The sequence below is a fragment of the Nocardioides sp. QY071 genome (assembly GCF_029961765.1).
Lineage (GTDB): Bacteria > Actinomycetota > Actinomycetes > Propionibacteriales > Nocardioidaceae > Nocardioides.
In genome coordinates, this window is sequence record NZ_CP124681.1 from 1375933 (window position 1) to 1392314 (window position 16382).

18 protein-coding genes are annotated in these 16382 nt (G+C 73.6%); 7 read left to right on the top strand and 11 right to left on the bottom strand.

Translation table 11 applies throughout. The features are described 5' to 3' along the window. Positions 1-22 precede the first annotated feature (22 nt). Positions 23-535 carry an XRE family transcriptional regulator gene (locus QI633_RS06540; RefSeq protein WP_141799878.1) on the top strand — a complete coding sequence of 171 codons (513 nt, stop codon included), beginning with the start codon at positions 23-25 and terminating at the stop codon, positions 533-535. Between the two features lie 91 nt (positions 536-626). Here QI633_RS06540 and QI633_RS06545 read toward each other — a convergent pair whose 3' ends face one another. Both QI633_RS06545 and QI633_RS06550 read right to left on the bottom strand, forming a co-directional pair. Beyond that, positions 627-926, bottom strand: coding sequence for a DUF4873 domain-containing protein (locus tag QI633_RS06545; protein ID WP_141799877.1), 300 nt, complete (start codon positions 924-926; stop codon positions 627-629). After that, entirely contained in the window at positions 923-1606 is a 684-nt protein-coding gene (locus tag QI633_RS06550) for a TetR family transcriptional regulator (protein ID WP_141799876.1), read from the bottom strand. The genes QI633_RS06545 and QI633_RS06550 overlap by 4 nt, the downstream gene beginning before the upstream one ends. Positions 1607-1664: 58 nt before the next feature. Between QI633_RS06550 and QI633_RS06555 the strand changes: the two genes are divergently transcribed. After that, positions 1665-2549: a diiron oxygenase gene (locus tag QI633_RS06555; protein WP_282428478.1), complete on the top strand. Its 885-nt coding sequence runs from the start codon at positions 1665-1667 to the stop codon at positions 2547-2549. On the opposite strand, the gene QI633_RS06560 is transcribed toward QI633_RS06555, so the two are convergent. Continuing rightward, positions 2539-3489 (bottom strand): NAD-dependent epimerase/dehydratase family protein, encoded by a 951-nt coding sequence (locus QI633_RS06560; protein ID WP_141799874.1) that lies wholly within the window; start codon positions 3487-3489, stop codon positions 2539-2541. The two genes, QI633_RS06555 and QI633_RS06560, sit on opposite strands and share 11 nt — an antisense overlap. Positions 3490-3617: 128 nt before the next feature. On the opposite strand from QI633_RS06560, the gene QI633_RS06565 reads away from it, so the two are divergent. Further along, positions 3618-4322, top strand: coding sequence for a WHG domain-containing protein (locus QI633_RS06565; protein ID WP_141799873.1), 705 nt, complete (start codon positions 3618-3620; stop codon positions 4320-4322). Here the strand turns inward: QI633_RS06565 and QI633_RS06570 are convergent. Genes QI633_RS06570 through QI633_RS06580 form a run of 3 tightly spaced genes read right to left on the bottom strand, consistent with a single transcriptional unit; the run spans position 4315 to position 6661 of the window. Then, positions 4315-4716, bottom strand: coding sequence for a type II toxin-antitoxin system PemK/MazF family toxin (locus QI633_RS06570; RefSeq protein WP_141799872.1), 402 nt, complete (start codon positions 4714-4716; stop codon positions 4315-4317). The two genes, QI633_RS06565 and QI633_RS06570, sit on opposite strands and share 8 nt — an antisense overlap. Beyond that, the gene (locus QI633_RS06575; RefSeq protein WP_141799871.1) at positions 4713-6182 is read right to left on the bottom strand and encodes a PH domain-containing protein; all 1470 of its coding nucleotides are present in this window, start codon (positions 6180-6182) and stop codon (positions 4713-4715) included. The genes QI633_RS06570 and QI633_RS06575 overlap by 4 nt, the downstream gene beginning before the upstream one ends. Then, a complete protein-coding gene (locus QI633_RS06580) occupies positions 6179-6661 on the bottom strand; it encodes a PH domain-containing protein (protein ID WP_282428479.1) in 483 nt (160 codons plus the stop codon). Before QI633_RS06580 ends, QI633_RS06575 begins: the two co-directional genes overlap by 4 nt. Positions 6662-6832: 171 nt before the next feature. Here QI633_RS06580 and QI633_RS06585 point away from each other — a divergent pair, with 171 nt between their 5' ends. Continuing rightward, positions 6833-8014, top strand: a complete 1182-nt coding sequence (locus QI633_RS06585; protein ID WP_141799870.1) for a GGDEF domain-containing protein — start codon at positions 6833-6835, stop codon at positions 8012-8014. 4 nt (positions 8015-8018) lie between these two features. Here QI633_RS06585 and QI633_RS06590 read toward each other — a convergent pair whose 3' ends face one another. Further along, positions 8019-8588: a hypothetical protein gene (locus QI633_RS06590; RefSeq protein ID WP_282428480.1), complete on the bottom strand. Its 570-nt coding sequence runs from the start codon at positions 8586-8588 to the stop codon at positions 8019-8021. A gap of 94 nt (positions 8589-8682) precedes the next feature. Between QI633_RS06590 and QI633_RS06595 the strand changes: the two genes are divergently transcribed. Beyond that, a complete protein-coding gene (locus tag QI633_RS06595) occupies positions 8683-9882 on the top strand; it encodes an acyl-CoA dehydrogenase family protein (protein ID WP_282428481.1) in 1200 nt (399 codons plus the stop codon). Here QI633_RS06595 and QI633_RS06600 read toward each other — a convergent pair. Together QI633_RS06600 and QI633_RS06605 are read right to left on the bottom strand one after the other, a co-directional pair. After that, the gene (locus QI633_RS06600) at positions 9848-10984 is read right to left on the bottom strand and encodes a hypothetical protein (RefSeq protein WP_282428482.1); all 1137 of its coding nucleotides are present in this window, start codon (positions 10982-10984) and stop codon (positions 9848-9850) included. The genes QI633_RS06595 and QI633_RS06600 overlap by 35 nt on opposite strands. Beyond that, a complete protein-coding gene (locus tag QI633_RS06605) occupies positions 10960-11559 on the bottom strand; it encodes a Maf family protein (protein WP_282428483.1) in 600 nt (199 codons plus the stop codon). Before QI633_RS06605 ends, QI633_RS06600 begins: the two co-directional genes overlap by 25 nt. A 93-nt stretch (positions 11560-11652) precedes the next feature. On the opposite strand from QI633_RS06605, the gene QI633_RS06610 reads away from it, so the two are divergent. Together QI633_RS06610 and QI633_RS06615 are read left to right on the top strand one after the other, a co-directional pair. Beyond that, positions 11653-12870 (top strand): hypothetical protein, encoded by a 1218-nt coding sequence (locus tag QI633_RS06610; protein ID WP_282428484.1) that lies wholly within the window; start codon positions 11653-11655, stop codon positions 12868-12870. A gap of 19 nt (positions 12871-12889) precedes the next feature. Continuing rightward, the gene (locus QI633_RS06615) at positions 12890-13306 is read left to right on the top strand and encodes a hypothetical protein (protein WP_141799864.1); all 417 of its coding nucleotides are present in this window, start codon (positions 12890-12892) and stop codon (positions 13304-13306) included. 58 nt (positions 13307-13364) lie between these two features. On the opposite strand, the gene QI633_RS06620 is transcribed toward QI633_RS06615, so the two are convergent. Together QI633_RS06620 and QI633_RS06625 are read right to left on the bottom strand one after the other, a co-directional pair. Continuing rightward, positions 13365-14666, bottom strand: a complete 1302-nt coding sequence (locus QI633_RS06620) for an HNH endonuclease signature motif containing protein (protein ID WP_282428485.1) — start codon at positions 14664-14666, stop codon at positions 13365-13367. A gap of 663 nt (positions 14667-15329) precedes the next feature. Continuing rightward, the gene (locus tag QI633_RS06625) at positions 15330-16376 is read right to left on the bottom strand and encodes a crosslink repair DNA glycosylase YcaQ family protein (protein ID WP_141799862.1); all 1047 of its coding nucleotides are present in this window, start codon (positions 16374-16376) and stop codon (positions 15330-15332) included. Positions 16377-16382 lie beyond the last annotated feature (6 nt).

Sequence of the window (16382 nt, forward strand, 5' to 3'; positions counted from 1 at the left end):
ACACTCTAGGCGGTGGGCGGCGATGGCGCGAGAGGTCGGCGCCCGGATCCGGGCGCTGCGCGAGGCGCGGGGCCTGTCGCTGTCCGCCCTGGCCGCCCAGGCCGGGATCGGGAAGGGCTCGCTGTCCGAGCTCGAGACCGGTCGGCGCAACCCCACGCTCGACACGCTGTATGCCGTCGCGGCGCCGCTCGGCGTACCGCTGGCGGCGCTCGTCGACGACCATGACGGCGCCGTGCTCGCCCACGGCGGCATGGTCACCACCCGGGTCCGGGTGGTGCGCGAGCCCGGCCGCACCACGGAGGTCTACCTGATCCGGCTCGCCCCGGGTGCTGAGCGGATCTCCCCGGCGCACTCCGGCGGCGTCGAGGAGCAGCTCGTCGTCCTGGAGGGTGTGGGCGAGGTCGAGCACGGCGGCCGGGTGCTCGCCGTCGGCCCGGGCGACCACGTGAGGTTCGCGGCCGATGTGCCGCACGCCTACCGGGCCGGTCCCGACGCGCCGCTGGAGGCGGTCAACGTGATCGTCACGCCCGGCTGACATCCCCCCGAACCGTTCGATCGAACGGTTCGGGGGAGCTGGTGCTACAACAAGCCGCCCGAACCGTTCGATCGAACGGTTTGGTGGGCGCTCAGAACGGCGGCCGCCCGGTCCCGCTGACCCGGAACCGACCCCACGGGTCGACGTCGGCGACCTTGCCGTCGGCCTCCCCGTGAACGGTCCGCAGGGTCACCGCGGACCCGCTGCGGACGGCGTCGAGCGCGCTGTCGACCGCGATCCGGCCGTACCAGTGGAAGTGCCCGTCGAGCGGCTGGAAGGCGCCGCGCAGGGTCACCGACACGGGGTGCTCGGTGCCGGCGGCCACCAGGACCGCCGGGCCGTCGTACGCCTCCTGCGGCTCGTGGAGCCCGGGCTGCGGCGCCGCGCTCATCGGCGCTTCTGCGTGCGGATCGGCGTGACGTCGCTGTCGCCCGCGTCGAGGCGGGACAGGTCGACGCCGCTCTCGGCCGCGGCGCCGGACAGGGCGTGCCAGATGAAGTCGCTGAGGTAGCCGGCTGCTGCGCTGCGCGAGACGGTGTGCCGCTCGAGCCACCACTGGCCGACGGAGGTGCCGAGGCCGACGACCGCGTGCGCCCACGGCTCGGCCGCGCCGGTGTCGCCGCCGAGGTGGCGCAGTGCGTCGCCGAGCAGGCGGGTCAGCTTCGCGGCGATCTGGTCCTTGCCCGCGGCGAGCGGGTCGGTGCCGCCGGCGGGCCTGCTGAGCAGGAGGAAGGCCTGGGGGTGCTCGCCGAGGGTGTCGAGGTACGCCGCCACGCCGGCCGTGACCCGGTCGCGGGCCGAGGCGGGCGCGAGCACCGCCGTGAGGACCCGGGCCAGCACCAGGTCGGCCGCCCAGGCGCCGACCGCGGCGTGCAGCTCGCTCTTGTCGGCGAAGTAGCGGTAGAGCACCGGCTTGCTGACCCCGGCCTCCGCTGCGATGTCGGCGACCGAGGCGTCCGGCCCGAGGCTGTCGATGGCGCGCACGGCCGCGAGCACGAACTCCTCTCGGCGCTCGGCGCGGTGTCGTTCCCAGCGGGTGGTGCGTCCGTCGCTCTTGACGTGGGGGGCCATGGGGAGAAGAGTACCTTTATCCGTTACCGACGGTAATACCTATGTCTCAGGAGGACCCGTGACCCTCGTCGATGACGCGCTGTCCGAGCGGCTGCTGCGCTCGACCGCCCGCCAGTCGTACGACCCGGAGGTCGACCTCGACTGGAGTGCTCCTCCCGTCCCCGGGCTGTGGTGGATGCAGCCCGAGCGGATGTCGCTCTACGGCACCCCGATGTGGAGGGCGCTCAGCGAGGAGCAGCGGATCACCCTGTCCATGCACGAGGTCGCGAGCATCGCCAGCGTCGGGATCTGGTTCGAGATCGTGCTCATGCAGATCCTGCTGCGCGACGCCTACCGGGAGGACCCCACCTCCGCCCGCACCCAGTTCGCGCTGACCGAGGTCGGCGACGAGACCCGGCACACCGTGATGTTCGGCCGGGCGATCGGGTCGATGGGGGTGCCGGCGTACGGCCCTCGGCCCACGCCCCACCGGCTCGCACGGCTCGGTCCGCTCGCACTGCGCGGTGCCAGTGCGTACGCCGGCATCCTGATCGGCGAGGAGCCCGTCGACCGCTGGCAGCGCGAGATGATGCGCGACGAGCGGATCCAGCCCCTGACTCGGATGGTCGCCCGGATCCACGTCACCGAGGAGGCCCGCCACGTCACCTTCGCCCGCGACGAGCTCGCGAAGTCGGTGCGCGGCCTGGGCCGCACCAAGCTGCGCTGGCACCAGGCGATGACGGCCCAGGTCGCCTACGTGACGATGCGCTCGCTGGTCCACCCGGACGTCTACAAGGTCGTCGGGCTCGACCCGCAGGAGGCGCGGCGCCAGGCGCTCGGCAACGAGAGCTACCGGGAGACGATCGCCTGGATGGGCGAGAAGGTGATGCCGGTTCTGCAGGAGAACGCAATGGTCTCCGAGCGCGACCGCAAGGTCTGGCGGGCGTCCTTCCTCATGCGCTGAGCGCGGCACCGGTCTCGCGCCGGGCCTGCCACCACGCGACGGTCTCGCGGATCGCGGTGTCGAACGGCGTCGGCGCCAGGCCGAGGCGCTGCTCGCTGTATCGCGAGTCGAGCACGAACGGCGCGGTGAACTGGAAGCTCATCTCGGCCAGCTCCCGGGTGTCGCGGTGCACGAGGCCGACGGTGCGCAGCATGCCGGCCGAGATCGCGCCGAGCCGGGGGAGCGGTACGCCGGCGGCCGCGGCGAACGCCGTCGCCAGCTCGCGCTGGGTGAGGGCCGGGCCGGTGGGCGCGTGCAGGAACGAGCCGTGCAGGGCGGGGTCGGCCGCGGCGCGGATCATCGCTGCCGCCAGGTCGGGCACGTAGGTGAACGAGTGGGGCTGGTCGAGGCTGCCGACCACGCGCAGGGTGCGCCCGGACAGGATGGCCGATGCCAGCCGCTCGCCCGCGTGGGAGGTGAGCACCCGCGGGCCGAGGAAGTCCGAGGCCGCCACGCTGACGGTCGCGGTCGCCGACGCGGCGCGGGCGCGCAGCAGCTCGGTCCGGATCCCGGGCTTGCCCCCGGACGCGTCGCGCGGCAGGTCCTCGGTGATCGGTCCCGCCACCTGGCCGTAGGCGTAGAGGCTCTCGGGGAAGACGACGACCGCGCCGGCCCGGCCGGCCGCCGCGAGCAGGGCCTGCTCGGTGGGGATCAGCTCGGCGCGCCAGGTCGCGGCGTCGTAGCGCGACGCGTGGACGCAGTGGTGGACGGCGACCGCACCCTCGAGGAGCGCGTCGAGCGCGCCCGGCTGGGCGACGTCGGCGCGGCGCCGCGAGATGAGCGGGTGCTCCGGGCCGCTGCCCGAGCGGGTGACGAGGACGACATGCTCGCCCCGGTCGGCGAGCTGCAGGGCGATGGTGCTGCCGACCGGTCCGGCTCCGGTGACGACGTGGTGGTTCATGGGGTTTCCTCTCCTGGGGGAAAGCGAGAGCGGTGCTCTCCATTTCGAGGATGCCTGCTCGTGGAACGAAAAGCAAGAGCACTGCTCACTTTTGCGGCAACTGTTCACGAACGTGGCATGATGCGGTCATGGCCACCACTCCACGGGCACGTGCCCGCGCGCAGACGATGGAGGACATCACCCGGATCGGGCGCCAGCACCTCGCGGAGTACGGCGCGGCCGCACTCTCGCTGCGCGCCGTCGCCCGAGACCTCGGCGTGGTCTCGTCGGCGGTCTACCGCTACGTGAAGAGCCGCGACGACCTGCTGACGCTCCTCGTCGTCGACGGCTACGACGAGATGGCCGACGCGGTCGAGACGGCGCTGCGCCGCCCCGCGGTCGACCGGGGCAGCCACCGCGACCGGTTCCTGGCGTTCGGGCGGGCGGTGCGCGCCTGGGCACTGGGCGAGCCCGCCACCTATGCCCTGCTGTACGGCGCCCCCGTGCCCGGCTACCAGGCCCCGGCCGAGCAGACCACCGGCCCCGGCACCCGCGTGGTCCGGGTGCTGCTCGAGCTGGCCGCGGCAGCGCTCGCCGACGGCGCCCTGGCCGTGCGGGAGCCGGCCGCCCCCGTCCCGCCGACGCTGGTCGCGGGCTTCGACGAGGTGCGCGCGCAGTTCGGCGTCGACCTGCCCGACGAGGTGATCGTGGCCGGCGTGCTGGTCTGGGCCGGGATGTTCGGCTGCATCAGCTTCGAGGTGTTCGGCCAGTACGGCCCCGGGGCGTTCGGCGACCCGGCAGCGCTCTTCGAGCACCACCTCGCCACGCTCGCCGAGGACCTCGGGCTCAGCTGAAGAGCCGCCGGGCTGCGATCACCTCGGCGTAGACCGCCGGGGCCAGGGCGGCCCCCTCGCGTCGTACGCCGGACGCCGCGAGGACCAGCAGCCGGTTGAGCCGAACCTCGCTCGGCCGGCCGCGCGGGTCCCAGGCGCCGGTGCCGATGTCCATCCAGTACCGGCCCGCGGCGGCCTCCTGGGCCTCGTCGCGGTCGTGGTCCTTGCTGGTCAGGGCGAGGGCGTGCAGGACCTCGCGACCGTCGTTGCCCGTGGCCGTGCCGATCACCAGGACCGGCCGGTCCTTGCCCTGGCTCGGGTCGTCCTCGTAGGGCACCCACGCCCACACGACCTCGCCCGGGTCGGGGCGGTCGTCCTCGACGGGTGCGTAGGTGCCGTCGGGCCGGCCGCTCATCGCTCCTCCAGGAACTGGCCGACCAGGCCCGGGGTGGCGGCCTCCGCGAGCGCGATCGCCGCGTCCGCGGGTACGTCGGGCACGTGCACCTGTCCCTTGCCGCCGGCGGTCGTGGCGGCCAGCGCGACCAGGCCGGCGCGACGCTGGAACCACGTGGCGCGCTGGTTCCAGCCGATCACGTGTCCCGCCGCGACCGCGTCCCGGCTGCGCAGGACCGAGCCGGAGCGCATCACGACGTGGCCGTCGACGAACGCGTGCCCCAGTGCGCGGGCCCGGTCGGTCGCCAGCGCGAGCGCGACGATGACCGGGAGCAGGGCACCGGCGAGCAGCCAGGCCGGACCGCCGGCCAGGACGGCGACCACCGCCGTGAGCACGAAGGGGAGCGCACCGAGCAGCGCCCGGCTGTAGCGACGGGTCGTCGCCGCGCGGCCGTGGGGGAGCAGTGCCGCGGACACCGGAGCCGGGGTGCCGAGCACGGCCGCCGCGACGTCGTACCCGGTCGTCCGCGGCGCCGGCGGCAGCAGCACCGCCGAGCCGGCCCGGTCGCCGCTCAGGCCGGTGACGATCGCGCCCACGCGGCGCCCGCGCGCGACCCGCAGCGCCGCGGGCTCGCCGAGGCTGACGCCCGCGAGGCGGGCGACGTCGATGCTGGTCTCGCGGCGGGTGAGCAGGCCGCGGCGCACGTGCCAGGCCGCGCCGTACCGGCTCAGGACGAACCCGCCGTTCGTGACGAGGTAGCCGCCGACGGCGAGCAGGACGACGAGGACGATCGCGCCGAGCACGACCCCGACGACGAGGGTCAGGTCGATGGCGGCGAGGTCCTCCTCGCTGACCCGGATCTGGATCGACTCGTTGAGCTGGGCGCCGGTGGCGAGGATCGCGCCGAGCCCGACGAGGGCGGTGCCGCTGAACGGCGCGTACCAGAGCCAGCGTGGCACGAAGCGCGCCACCACCTGCTCCTGCTCGGCCTGCTCGCCGGGCAGGACGGAGCCGCCGTCGGCAGGACGGGCGGTGTGCAGCAGCTCGGCACGCAGCCGGGCCGCCTCCTCCTGCGGCAGTGCGTCGAGCGCGAGCCGCTCGTCGCTGTCGCTGGTGACGCTGCCCGTGCCGATCACGACCGTCGTCAGCCCGAGCAGGCGGTGGACCGGCGACGCGGTCAGGTCGACGGTGCGGACCCGGTCGACCGGCGTCGACAGCGTGTGCCGCTGCAGCAGTCCGCGCCGCAGCTCGACCCGCCCGCCGGCGATCCGGTAGGTCGTGGTCAGGTAGCGCACGACGCCGAGCGCGACCGGGATGCCGACGCCCAGCAGTGCCCAAGGACCGGTGCCGGACGCGCCGCCGGCGACGAGCAGGCCCACGAGGACCGGCAGGAACTTGCCGACCTCCTTGATCGGATGCACCAGCAGCATGCGTGGGTCGAGGCGCTGCCAGGCGACGGGCGGTGGCGGCGGGACGGCCAGGCTCACGTCGCGTCGCCCTCGACGAGGTCGGCCTTGCGGGTCAGCTCGTCGACGAGGGCGAGCGCCACCGGGCGGTCCAGCCCCTCGATCTGCAGCGGCCCGGCCGCCGAGGCCGTCGTCACCGTGACCGTCGCGAGCCCGAACAGCCGCGCCAGCGGTCCCTGGGCGAGGTCGACCGTCTGCACCCGCGACATCGGCGCGATCCGGCGCTCCTGGGCCCACCAGCCGCGCTGGGTGTAGACCGCGTCGGCCGAGACCTCCCAGCGGTGCACGGCATATCTCCACTGCGGTACGACGACCGCCACCGTCGCGCACACGACCACCGCCAGCGCCAGCAGCCACCAGCGCAGGCCGTCCGGCCCGAGCAGCACCGCGGCCACCCCGAGCCCGATCGCCACCACGAGTGCGGTGATCCCGGTCTCGACGTGCCACATCAGGCGGGCACGGGGACTGACCCGGTGGGCGGGATCGCGCAGCTGGCTCACGCCGGCGAGCCTACGTGCTGACGCGTCGGGCCCCGGCCCGGACGAGGCCGGGACGATCGTCCCGGCCGAACCGCCGTAGATCCATCCGAATTGACCATGGTCACGAGGCCTTCGGTCATGATCTGCCCACTCCGCCACGCAGGTCCGCCAGAGCGACCTAGCGTCGATGGCATGCTGGACACCCTGACCCTGCGCGTGGCCTTCGGCCTCGTGGCGGTCTGCGTGCTCGCGCTGTTCTACGGCGTCACCTACCGCTCGACCCGATCTGCCTACAGCGCGTGGTGGTGCCTCTCGCTGGCGGCGTTCGTGGTGAGCGCCCTGCTCTTCCTCTTCAACGACACGCCGGCCCAGGTGGCGGCGAACCCCGCGGGCAACACGATCGCCGTTCTCGGTGCCGGCTGCGTGTGGGCCGGTGCCCGTTCCCTGAGGGAGCGTCCCGTCGCCAAGTGGGAGCTCGCCGTGGTGCCGGTCGTCGTCCTGCTGGCATCGCTGCTGGACGATCCGCGCTCCGACGTCTGGTCCGGCGGGGCGGTCTACCTGGTGGCCATGGGCGTCCTGATCGGCCGGTCGGCCGCAGAGCTGGTCCTGCTCCTGCGGGAGGCTCCTGATCGGGACCGGCGCGCCCAGTTCCGCTTCGCCGTGCGGGCCATGGCCATCGCGTCGGGTGGGATCGCGGCGTTCTACCTGGGACGGGCCGTGGCCTTCGTCGTCGTCGGGCCGACGCATCCGGTCTTCGAGGCCGTCTTCGGCGGACAGGTGACCACGCTGCTGACCATGCTGCTCCTCGTCGTGGTCACCTTCAGCATGTCCGCTCTCAGCCACGAGCAGCAGACGACCGAGCTGCGCCGCCAGGCGACGCGTGACGGCTTGACCGGCCTCCTCAACCGCGTCGAGTTCCTGCGCGCCGCCCAGCGCACGATCGACGACGGACCGGTTCGCGCCGAGACCGCGATCGTGGTGGCCGACCTCGACGGGTTCAAGGGAATCAACGACAGCTTCGGGCATGCTGCCGGAGACCGTGCGCTGACCGCCTTCGCGGACGCGTGCCGCGCAGTGGTCGGGATGCGGGGGATCGTGGCCCGACTCGGCGGCGACGAGTTCGTCCTGCTCACCGACGGGACGCCGGCGGAGGAGGTGGCAGCAGCCATCGCCCTGCGCTACCGCGGTGAGGGCGGACCCATGCCCACCGTGAGCTTCGGCATCGCGGCGGCACTGCCCGGCGACGACGTCGCGCCGGTGCTCGCCCGGGCCGACCAGGCGCTCTACGAGGCCAAGGCGGCCGGACGAGCCAGGGCCGTGCGCTACACCGACCGCCCTCCCTTCCTCGTCGACGGCGGCCGCCGTACGGCGTGAGGGCTCAGCCCCGGGCGATCCGCTTCGACAGGTGCAGCTGGTCGCCGATCGGGCCGCGGCTGAATCCGTCGTCCATCACCATCGTCCGCTCGTGCATGCGGGCGACCCCGACGCCGACCCGCACCCATGCGGGCGTCCCGAGGCACGCGGTCGGGACGACGAACGTGATGGCCTTGCGCTCAGGCGTGGCCGTCAGCCCCTCGCACGGGATCTCGTCGAGCTTGCGCGTCATCGAGACGCCGGACTCGCCGTAGAAGCGCAGGTAGGTGACGTCGAAGGTGCCGGACGGGGTCTTGACCTGCGTGGCGAGGAAGGTCTTCTTGGTGGGCAGTGCGCCCCGGGTGCGGAGGCGGACGGTCAGGGTCTCGGCGCCGTGGCTGATCTCCACGCGGCGGATGTCGGCGCGGCGCTCGTTCCGTGCGGGGTGGAGCAGTTCGCTGTCGACCGGGCCGCTCTGTGCGTCGCGCGCCGGGTCGGTGTGGACCAGGTCGGCGGCGGAGGCCGAGCCGGGGGCGGTGAGCAGGAGCCCGGCCGCGCAGGCGAGCGCGGTGAAGGTGCGGGAGACGGGGGTCATGGGGGCCATCCTCCGATGAATCCGTTGCCGGTGCGGGGAAAATCGACGGGCCCGCTGGTTAACAATCATTAACCTCGTGCCTTACGATGGGGCCATGACCCAGTTCGAGCTGTCGCGCGAGCACGAGGAGTTCCGCCGTACCGTCCGGGACTTCGCCGAGGCCACCATCCGCCCGCACGTCGCGGAGTGGGACAAGGCGCACCACTTCCCGACCGACGTGGTCCAGAAGATGGGGGAGCTGGGGCTGTTCGGCCTCACCGCTCCCGAGGAGTACGGCGGCGCCGGGCTCGACGCGGCCGACGGTCCGTTCACCTCGCTGTGCCTGGCGATCGAGGAGCTCGGCCGGGTCGACCAGTCCCTGGGCGTGACGCTCGAGGCGGGCGTCGGCCTCGGCATCAACCCGATCCTGACCTACGGCACCGACGAGCAGAAGAAGACCTGGCTGCCCGACCTGGTCGCCGGCCAGCGACTGGCCGGGTTCGGCCTCACCGAGCCGGGTGCCGGCTCCGACGCCGGCGCGACCAAGACCCGCGCCGAGCTCGACAACGGCGAGTGGGTGATCAACGGCGGCAAGCAGTTCATCACCAACTCCGGCTCCGACATCACCAGCCTGGTGACGGTCACCGCACGCACCGGCGTCTCCGAATCCGGCAAGCCGGAGATCTCCGCGATCATCGTGCCCGCGGGTACGCCCGGCTTCGTCGCGGAGCCGCCGTACGACAAGCTCGGTTGGCACATCTCCGACACCCACCCGCTCTCGTTCACCGACTGCCGAGTGCCCGAGCACAACCTGGTGGGCGAGCGTGGTCGCGGGTACGCCCAGTTCCTCGCCATCCTCGACGACGGCCGGGTCGCGATCGCCGCGCTCGCCGTCGGCCTGATCCAGGCGTGCGTCGACCTGTGCGTCGAGTACTCACTCGACCGCCAGACCATGGGCGGCCCGATCGGGCGCAAGCAGGGCGTGGCCTTCCAGATCGCCGACCTCGAGGTGATGCTGCACGCCTCGCGGATGCTGACCTACCGCGCGGCCGCGATGAAGGACGCGATGGAGGGCGGCCGCGGCCCGTCGATGAAGGAGTTCAAGCAGGCCGCCTCGGTCGCCAAGCTCTACGCCAGCGAGTCTGCGGTCACCGCGACCCGGATCGCCACCCAGGTCTTCGGTGGCTACGGCTTCATGGAGGAGTACCCCGTCGCGCGGTTCTACCGCGACGCCAAGATCCTCGAGATCGGCGAGGGCACCTCCGAGGTGCAGCGGATGCTCATCGCCCGCGGGCTCGGGCTCCCCGTCGAGTAGGACGTCTCCCGCGGTGGCGGCGTACGCCGAGCGCCACCGCGACGAGCACCACCAGCGCGCCGGCTCCGATCCAGATCGGGGTCGGCGCGCTGTCGTCGTCGGCGGGGTCGGTGGACCGGTCGGGGACCGGGGAGCCGCTCGGGGACGCGACGGCGTAGTCCGGGACCCCGTCGCCCGGGCTGCCGTCGACGGCCAGGGTCAGGGTGACCGTCGCCGGGGTGGCGTCCGGCGGCAGCCCGACGAGCACGTAGCGCACGCCCGCGAGCGAAGCGCCCGCGCGGGTCGGGTCGAACGAGTTCCGGTGGAGGTACGACGTCACCCAGGACTGCGCCTGCCCGGGCGCGCTCGACGCGACGTCCTCACCGAGCACCGGACCCAGGATCGTCACCGTCGCCTCGGTGCTGCCGTCGACCTGGGCCCGCAGGGACTGGTCCCAGTCGACCGGGATCCCCACCACCGCCTGCCGGCCGGGCCGCACCCGGACCTCGTGGCTGCCCGGCTCCACGACCGGCGCGTCCGCGGGCGTCGCCCCGGCCGCGACGGGCTCGGCCGACGGTCCCGGATCCACCGGCTCCCACGCCGGGTCCGCCGGCTCGCGCAGCAGGTCGAACGCGTACGCCGACAGCGGCGGCTCCTCCTCGACGACCAGCGTCGCCGCCCGTCCCCCGTCGAGCGGGTCGCTCGGGACGCCCACCGTCACGAACAGCTCCTCCACCGTCCCGCAGGGATGCTCGGCCTCGTCGGTCCAGGTCGAGGCCGTCGTGGTGAGCAGTGGCGCCGGCTCGCCGATGGTCGGGCGGAACACCGCGCCGCTGCCGCAGCCGGTGTCGGCGGGCGTCGTGCCGATGGTGAGGCGGACGCCCTCGCCGACCGAGTCGCCGGCGCCGACGTACCAGAGCCCGACGTGGAGGGTGCTGCCCGTCGCGGTGCGCTCGAGCCGGAAGGTCGCGGGCGCGTCGGTGGGCAGCGTGATCGCGTGGCTGCCGGGGGTGAGGGTGGGCGCGTCGGCATGGGCCGTCGCCGGCAGGAGCGCCGGCACCAGCACGGGCAGCGCCAGCAGGGCGGCGAGCAGCCGGATCAGCGGGCCCAGAGGTCGGTCCACGAGTGCCCGAGCTCCCGGACCATCCCGCGCAGCAGCGGCAGGCTGACCCCGACGACGTTGTGGTGGTCGCCCTCGATGCTGGTCACGAACCCGCCGCCGAGACCGTCGACGGTGAACGCGCCGGCGACGTGGAGCGGCTCGCCGGTCGCGACGTACGCCGTGATCTCGTCGTCGGTGAGGTCGGCGAAGTGGACCGTGGTCGAGGCGGTCGCGGCGATCTGGTGCGCGGTGGCGCGGTCGTGTAGGCAGTGGCCCGTGTGCAGCACGCCGGACCGTCCCCGCATCGCCTGCCAGCGGCGTACGGCGTCGTCGGCGTCGTCGGGCTTGCCGAGGGCGACCCCGTCGAGCTCGAGCACCGAGTCGCAGCCGAGGACCAGGCCGTCGGCCGGGACGTCCTCGCGGCCGGCCACGGCGCCGCACTTGAGCTCGGCCAGGCGCAGCGCCAGCTCGGCGGGAGGGACGCCGGCGACCTGGGACTCGTCGACCCCGGACACGATCACCCGGGGGTCGAGACCGGCGCTGCGGAGGGTCGCCAGGCGCGCGGGGGAGGCGGAGGCGAGCACGAAGGTCGGCACGCCGTCACCCTAACGAGCCCGACCGACGCAACCTTTTCCGCACGCGGTGAGTCGTGAACGGTGACAGGGTGGGCGACACGTGTAGGAGGTGCGATGGACGGTGGACCCGAGGACCCGATCCGGCGGAGGCGGGCTCGGCGCGCCCGGCAGCGGGCCGCCGCGCTCGGTGCCGCGGCGCTGGCCGTCGCGGCCGTCGCGGGCATCGTCGCCTCCGTCCGGCTGCTCGGCCCGGGCGGCGAGGCTCCGTCGCCCGCGCCTCCGGTCGCGTCGCCGACCGTCTCGGCCGACGCCCCGGCCGCCGCCCCGACCACAGCCCCGACCACACGGGCCGTGGACCTGCGCGGGACGGTCGACGCGGACGACGCCGGACTCCTCGACATCGCCACCACCCCGGGTGCACCCGACCAGCGGATCGCGATCTGGCGCGGCCGCGACGAGCAGCACTGGATCCTCGCCCTGACCGCCGACGGGTTCGCCCACCGCCGCCTGCGCGAGGTCACCGCGGGGACCGAGGCCACACCGCTCGGCGAGGGACGGTTCGTGCTCCGCGACGGCTGGGAGGGTCGCGAGCTGTCCATCGTCGACGTCGCGGACGGGCGTGCCACCCCGGTGCGGGTCGCCCGGACGCAGGCACCGGTCGCCGCCGGCGAGGTCCCGGTCGTGCTGCTCGACGGGGCATCGACGACACTCGCGGCCGTGGCTCCCGACGGCAGCGGCCACGAGGTGCCGGTCCCGGACGGCGTACGGGGGCTCGCGGCCTACGGTGGTCGACTCACTGCCGTGGACACCCACGGCGACGCCGTCACCCACCACTGGTCCGACGACGGCGGCGCGACCTGGCAGCAGTCCGAGCTCCCCGGGACCTTCCTGCCCTGGATCGCCGACGCCGGCGCCGGCGCACCCCACGTCGTCCTCGAGGGAGGGGACGGCGCCACCCTGTTCCCGCTCCTCGCCGTCGACACCGCACGCGCCGCCGACCCGACCGCCTGGACCCGTGACGAGGTCGACCGCGACACGGAGTGGCCGACCGTCTCCGGCGCTTGGATCGACAGGAAGGGCGGGCTCCGGGTGCTCGCGACGATCGAGCGCCAGGGCGCGCGCGGGCCCGTCGATGCCGGCGTGTGGCAGGTGGCTGGCGGCCGGCTCACCAAGGTGGCGACCGACGTCGCCGACCTGGCCGACCTGGCCGAGGCCGGCATCCTCGCGATCGAGTACGACGGCGGCCCGGTCCTGTGGGTCGGCGCGGCCGACGGGACGGCCTGGCGCTCGAGCGACGACGGTGTGACCTGGGAGCGGTTCGCGGCACGCTGAGCGGGGCAGGGTGCAGCCCATGTCGAGGACCAAGGTGGCGGCGCTGTCGTCGGCCGGGACGGCCGTGGTCGTGCTGCTGCTCGTGACCCTGGCCTGGGGCGGCCTCAAGCTGCTCGACGGCCTCGGGCGCGAGGAGCTGTGGACCGACTGCGACACCGATCCGACCCTGTCGGGGCTGCAGGGCTACTGCGTCGTCGTCAGCCGCTACCCCGCGACCCCCGTGCGCTCGGAGCGCACCCACCTCGAGATCACGGCCGTCCACGACGGCGCCGAGAACGACTACCGCTTCGTCGCCGCCTACCCGTTCCTCGACTCCGAGGCCGGGTCGCCTCTCGAGGTGGACTGGTCGTCGGTCGACCAGAGGGTCGTGGTCACCGACCCGCGCACCGGCAGCACCATCACCTACACCGCCGAGCAGTACGCCGGCGGCCGCTGACCTGCGCGCACCGATGCCCCCGCAGGCGTGAGGTCCTGCGGGGTGCGGGGCGGGGTCGCTACTCGTCGGGCGCGCTGGGGTCGCCGGTGTCGTGGAGGGGGTGGGTGCCGCGGTGGTCGACGCCGAACCGGAACCCGTTCGGGCTGGTCCACACGTAGGAGCCGGGCATCGGGGTGTCGTAGTGCCACGGTGAGTGGGTCTTGGCCCGGTGGTGTCGTCGGCACAGCGCGACCAGGTTGCACGGGCAGGTCTTGCCGCCCTCCCCGTAGGGCTGGTGGTGGTCGACGTCGCACCGGGTCGCGGGGCGGGTGCAGTGTGGGAAGCGGCAGGTGGGATCGCGGAGGATCACGCGGGTCCTGTGGCGGTCGGGGATCTCGTAGGCCGTGACGGGGACGTGGTCGGCCAGATCGATGACCGGCCGCACGATGATCGTGGTGTGTCGCGCACGCAGCCACTCCCGGATCTGGGCGGTGGTGATGGGGCAGCGGCCTTCGTCCCAGCGGCCGACCGGGTTGTGCCCGGTCAGGGTGGTGTCGGTGAGGTGGATGTTGAGGACGACCTTGCGTCCCGGGACGGTCGCGACGACCTCGCCGGTGTCGGCGTCCGGGATCAACAGGTCCAGCGCGATGTCCTGGCGGGCGAGCTCCGCGGCAGCCTTGGAACGCCGCACGTCCAGCGACGAGTCGTCACCGAGCTGACCCAACACCCGCGCGCGCCGGGACACAGCCAGGTCGAGGTCGTAGCCATCCGCGGCGTCCAGGAGTCCGTCGAGGTGGACCAGCCCGTGCTCGTCCACGTCGCCGAGGTCGAAGTGGCGGTGATCGCTCGCCTTCTGACGGTCGGCCTCGGCCCGCTCGGGGTCGAACCGCAGCACTGCTTCGGTGACGAGACGTTCGAGCTGGGCCCAGCCGACTCCGGAGGCGTTCCACAACTGCCGGTCCACGAACCCAGCCGCCTCAGCACACAAGCCGTGGGTGAGGTCGGCGATCCGCTCGGCCCGCCACGGCGCCAACCGGCCGGAGGAGACGGCGGCGTAGACGTTGGGCAGCCGCCAGGCGCACTCGATGACGCGGCCGACGTACGCCTTCCCGCCGTCGGGCGTACGGTCGAGGACGGCGACGAGCTCCATCAACGCGAACTCCGACACCAGCGGTGCGCCGTCGCCTGCGATCGGGACACCGGTGTCGAGGTAGCCCTCGGTGATGGTCGCGGCCCCCTCAGGACCGGTGACGATGTGGTCGCTGGCCCACTCCACGATCGCGGTCCATTCCTCGACCAGGAGGTCGTTGCGGGCCCGGATGCCGGCGCTCAGCCGCGACAGCACAGGTGCTGTCGAGCGGGGCTGGGTCCCGAGATCCATGACTGGATTCTCCCACCCACCTCCGACACAATCGCGCGTCGGAAACCGCCTGTGGAGAGGGGAAACTCGATCCGTGGGGTGTGCGGAAATGACGTCACCAGCTGCAACCGAAGTGGCGTTGCGGACCGTAGCCCGACCGCCGAACCCAGCCACCTCGCCGCCTTCCTCGCCAGCGCCTCTCCGAACGCAACGACCTACGGAGCCGAAGCCCGAGCACGGTCCCGGCAGCACGGCCAGGGGTCTCGAGACGGTCGCTGCGCGACCTCCTCGACCACCGGGGGCGCTGCGCGACCTCCTCGACCACCGGGAACGCTGCGCGACCCTCCACCACTCGGGGATGGCACCGCCGCCCGACCGCCGAACCCAGCCACCTCGCCGCCGTCCTCGCCAGCGCCCTTTCAGAACGCAACCACCCCGGAGCCGAAGCCCGAGCACAGTCCCGGCAGCACGGCGAGGGGTCTCGAGACGGTCGCTGCGCGACCTCCTCGACCGCCGGGGGATGCGGACCGTAGCCCGACCGCGGAACTCGACGACCTCGCCGCCTTCCTCGTCGCTGCCCTTTCGGAACGAAATCGGCTACGGGGTCGAAGCCGAACAAAGTTCCGGCAGCACGGCCAGGGGGCTCGAGACGGTCGCTGCGCGACCTCCTCGACCACCGGAAGTTCAGCCCCGAGCCAGACCCATCCCCAGCCAGTCCGCCAACGCGACCAGCTCGGCCTCGACCGCGTCGCCGACCTCAGGCTCCCAGGGGAGGTCCTCGTGCAACGCGTGCACGCGCAGCACCCCGGCCTTGCGGTCCGCCTTGGCGTCGAGCTTGCCGACCAGCCGGTCACCGAGGAGGACGGGCAGGGCGAAGTAGCCCCAGCGACGCGACGCGGCGGGCTTGTACATCTCGAGGACGTACTCGAAGTCGAACAGGTCGAGCGCCCGCTCGCGGTCGTGGACCAGGCGGTCGAACGGCGACAGGAAGGCGCACCGCCCCGCGAAGGCCGAGTCGACCGCGAGCAGGGCATCGGGGTCGACTCGCCACGACCCGGCGCACCCTTCGACGATCGCCTCCTCGCCCGGCCCGGACCGCGCGATCCCCAGCGCGGCGAGCTCGCGCCGGTCGAGGGCAGCCCGCGCGTCGTCGTAGGCCGGGACGTCGAGGTCGCCCGGGTAGACCCGTTCGGGCAGGTCGTAGACCCGCAGCTTGCCGCGGCGCCCGGTGATCGCCACGTCACCCATCAAGGTGAGCACCTCGAGCAGGCGGTTGACGTTCTTGTCGTTGTTCCAGCCGCTCGACGCCCACGGCACCTCGCAGGTGTCGGGGATCTCCGCGGCGGTGCGCGCTCCCTCGGCGTCGAGCAGGCCCAGCACGTCAGCCCGGAACCGCTGGTTGGCCGCCAGCCACTCGTGGATCGTGGGGTGCAGGTCGTGGGGCGCGACGGCGAGCAGCAGGCCGATGTCGTCCATCGCGCGGACGTAGGACGACAGCTCGGCCAGCGAGCGCTCGGTCTCGAGCGCGAAGGTCAGGTCGGAGTGCTCGTAGCCCTCGCCCAGCCGCGACCACAGCACCAGGTCGACGCTCGGCGCGACGGCCGCGGTCGGGTCCACCTGGAGCAGGGTCAGCTCGTCGACCACCTCGGCCACCGACCGGGCGTGGCGGGCATCGAGGAGCTGCGCCCGGACCGCGATCCGCCGCGCCGCCTCACGCTCGAGCCGCAGCACGCCGCG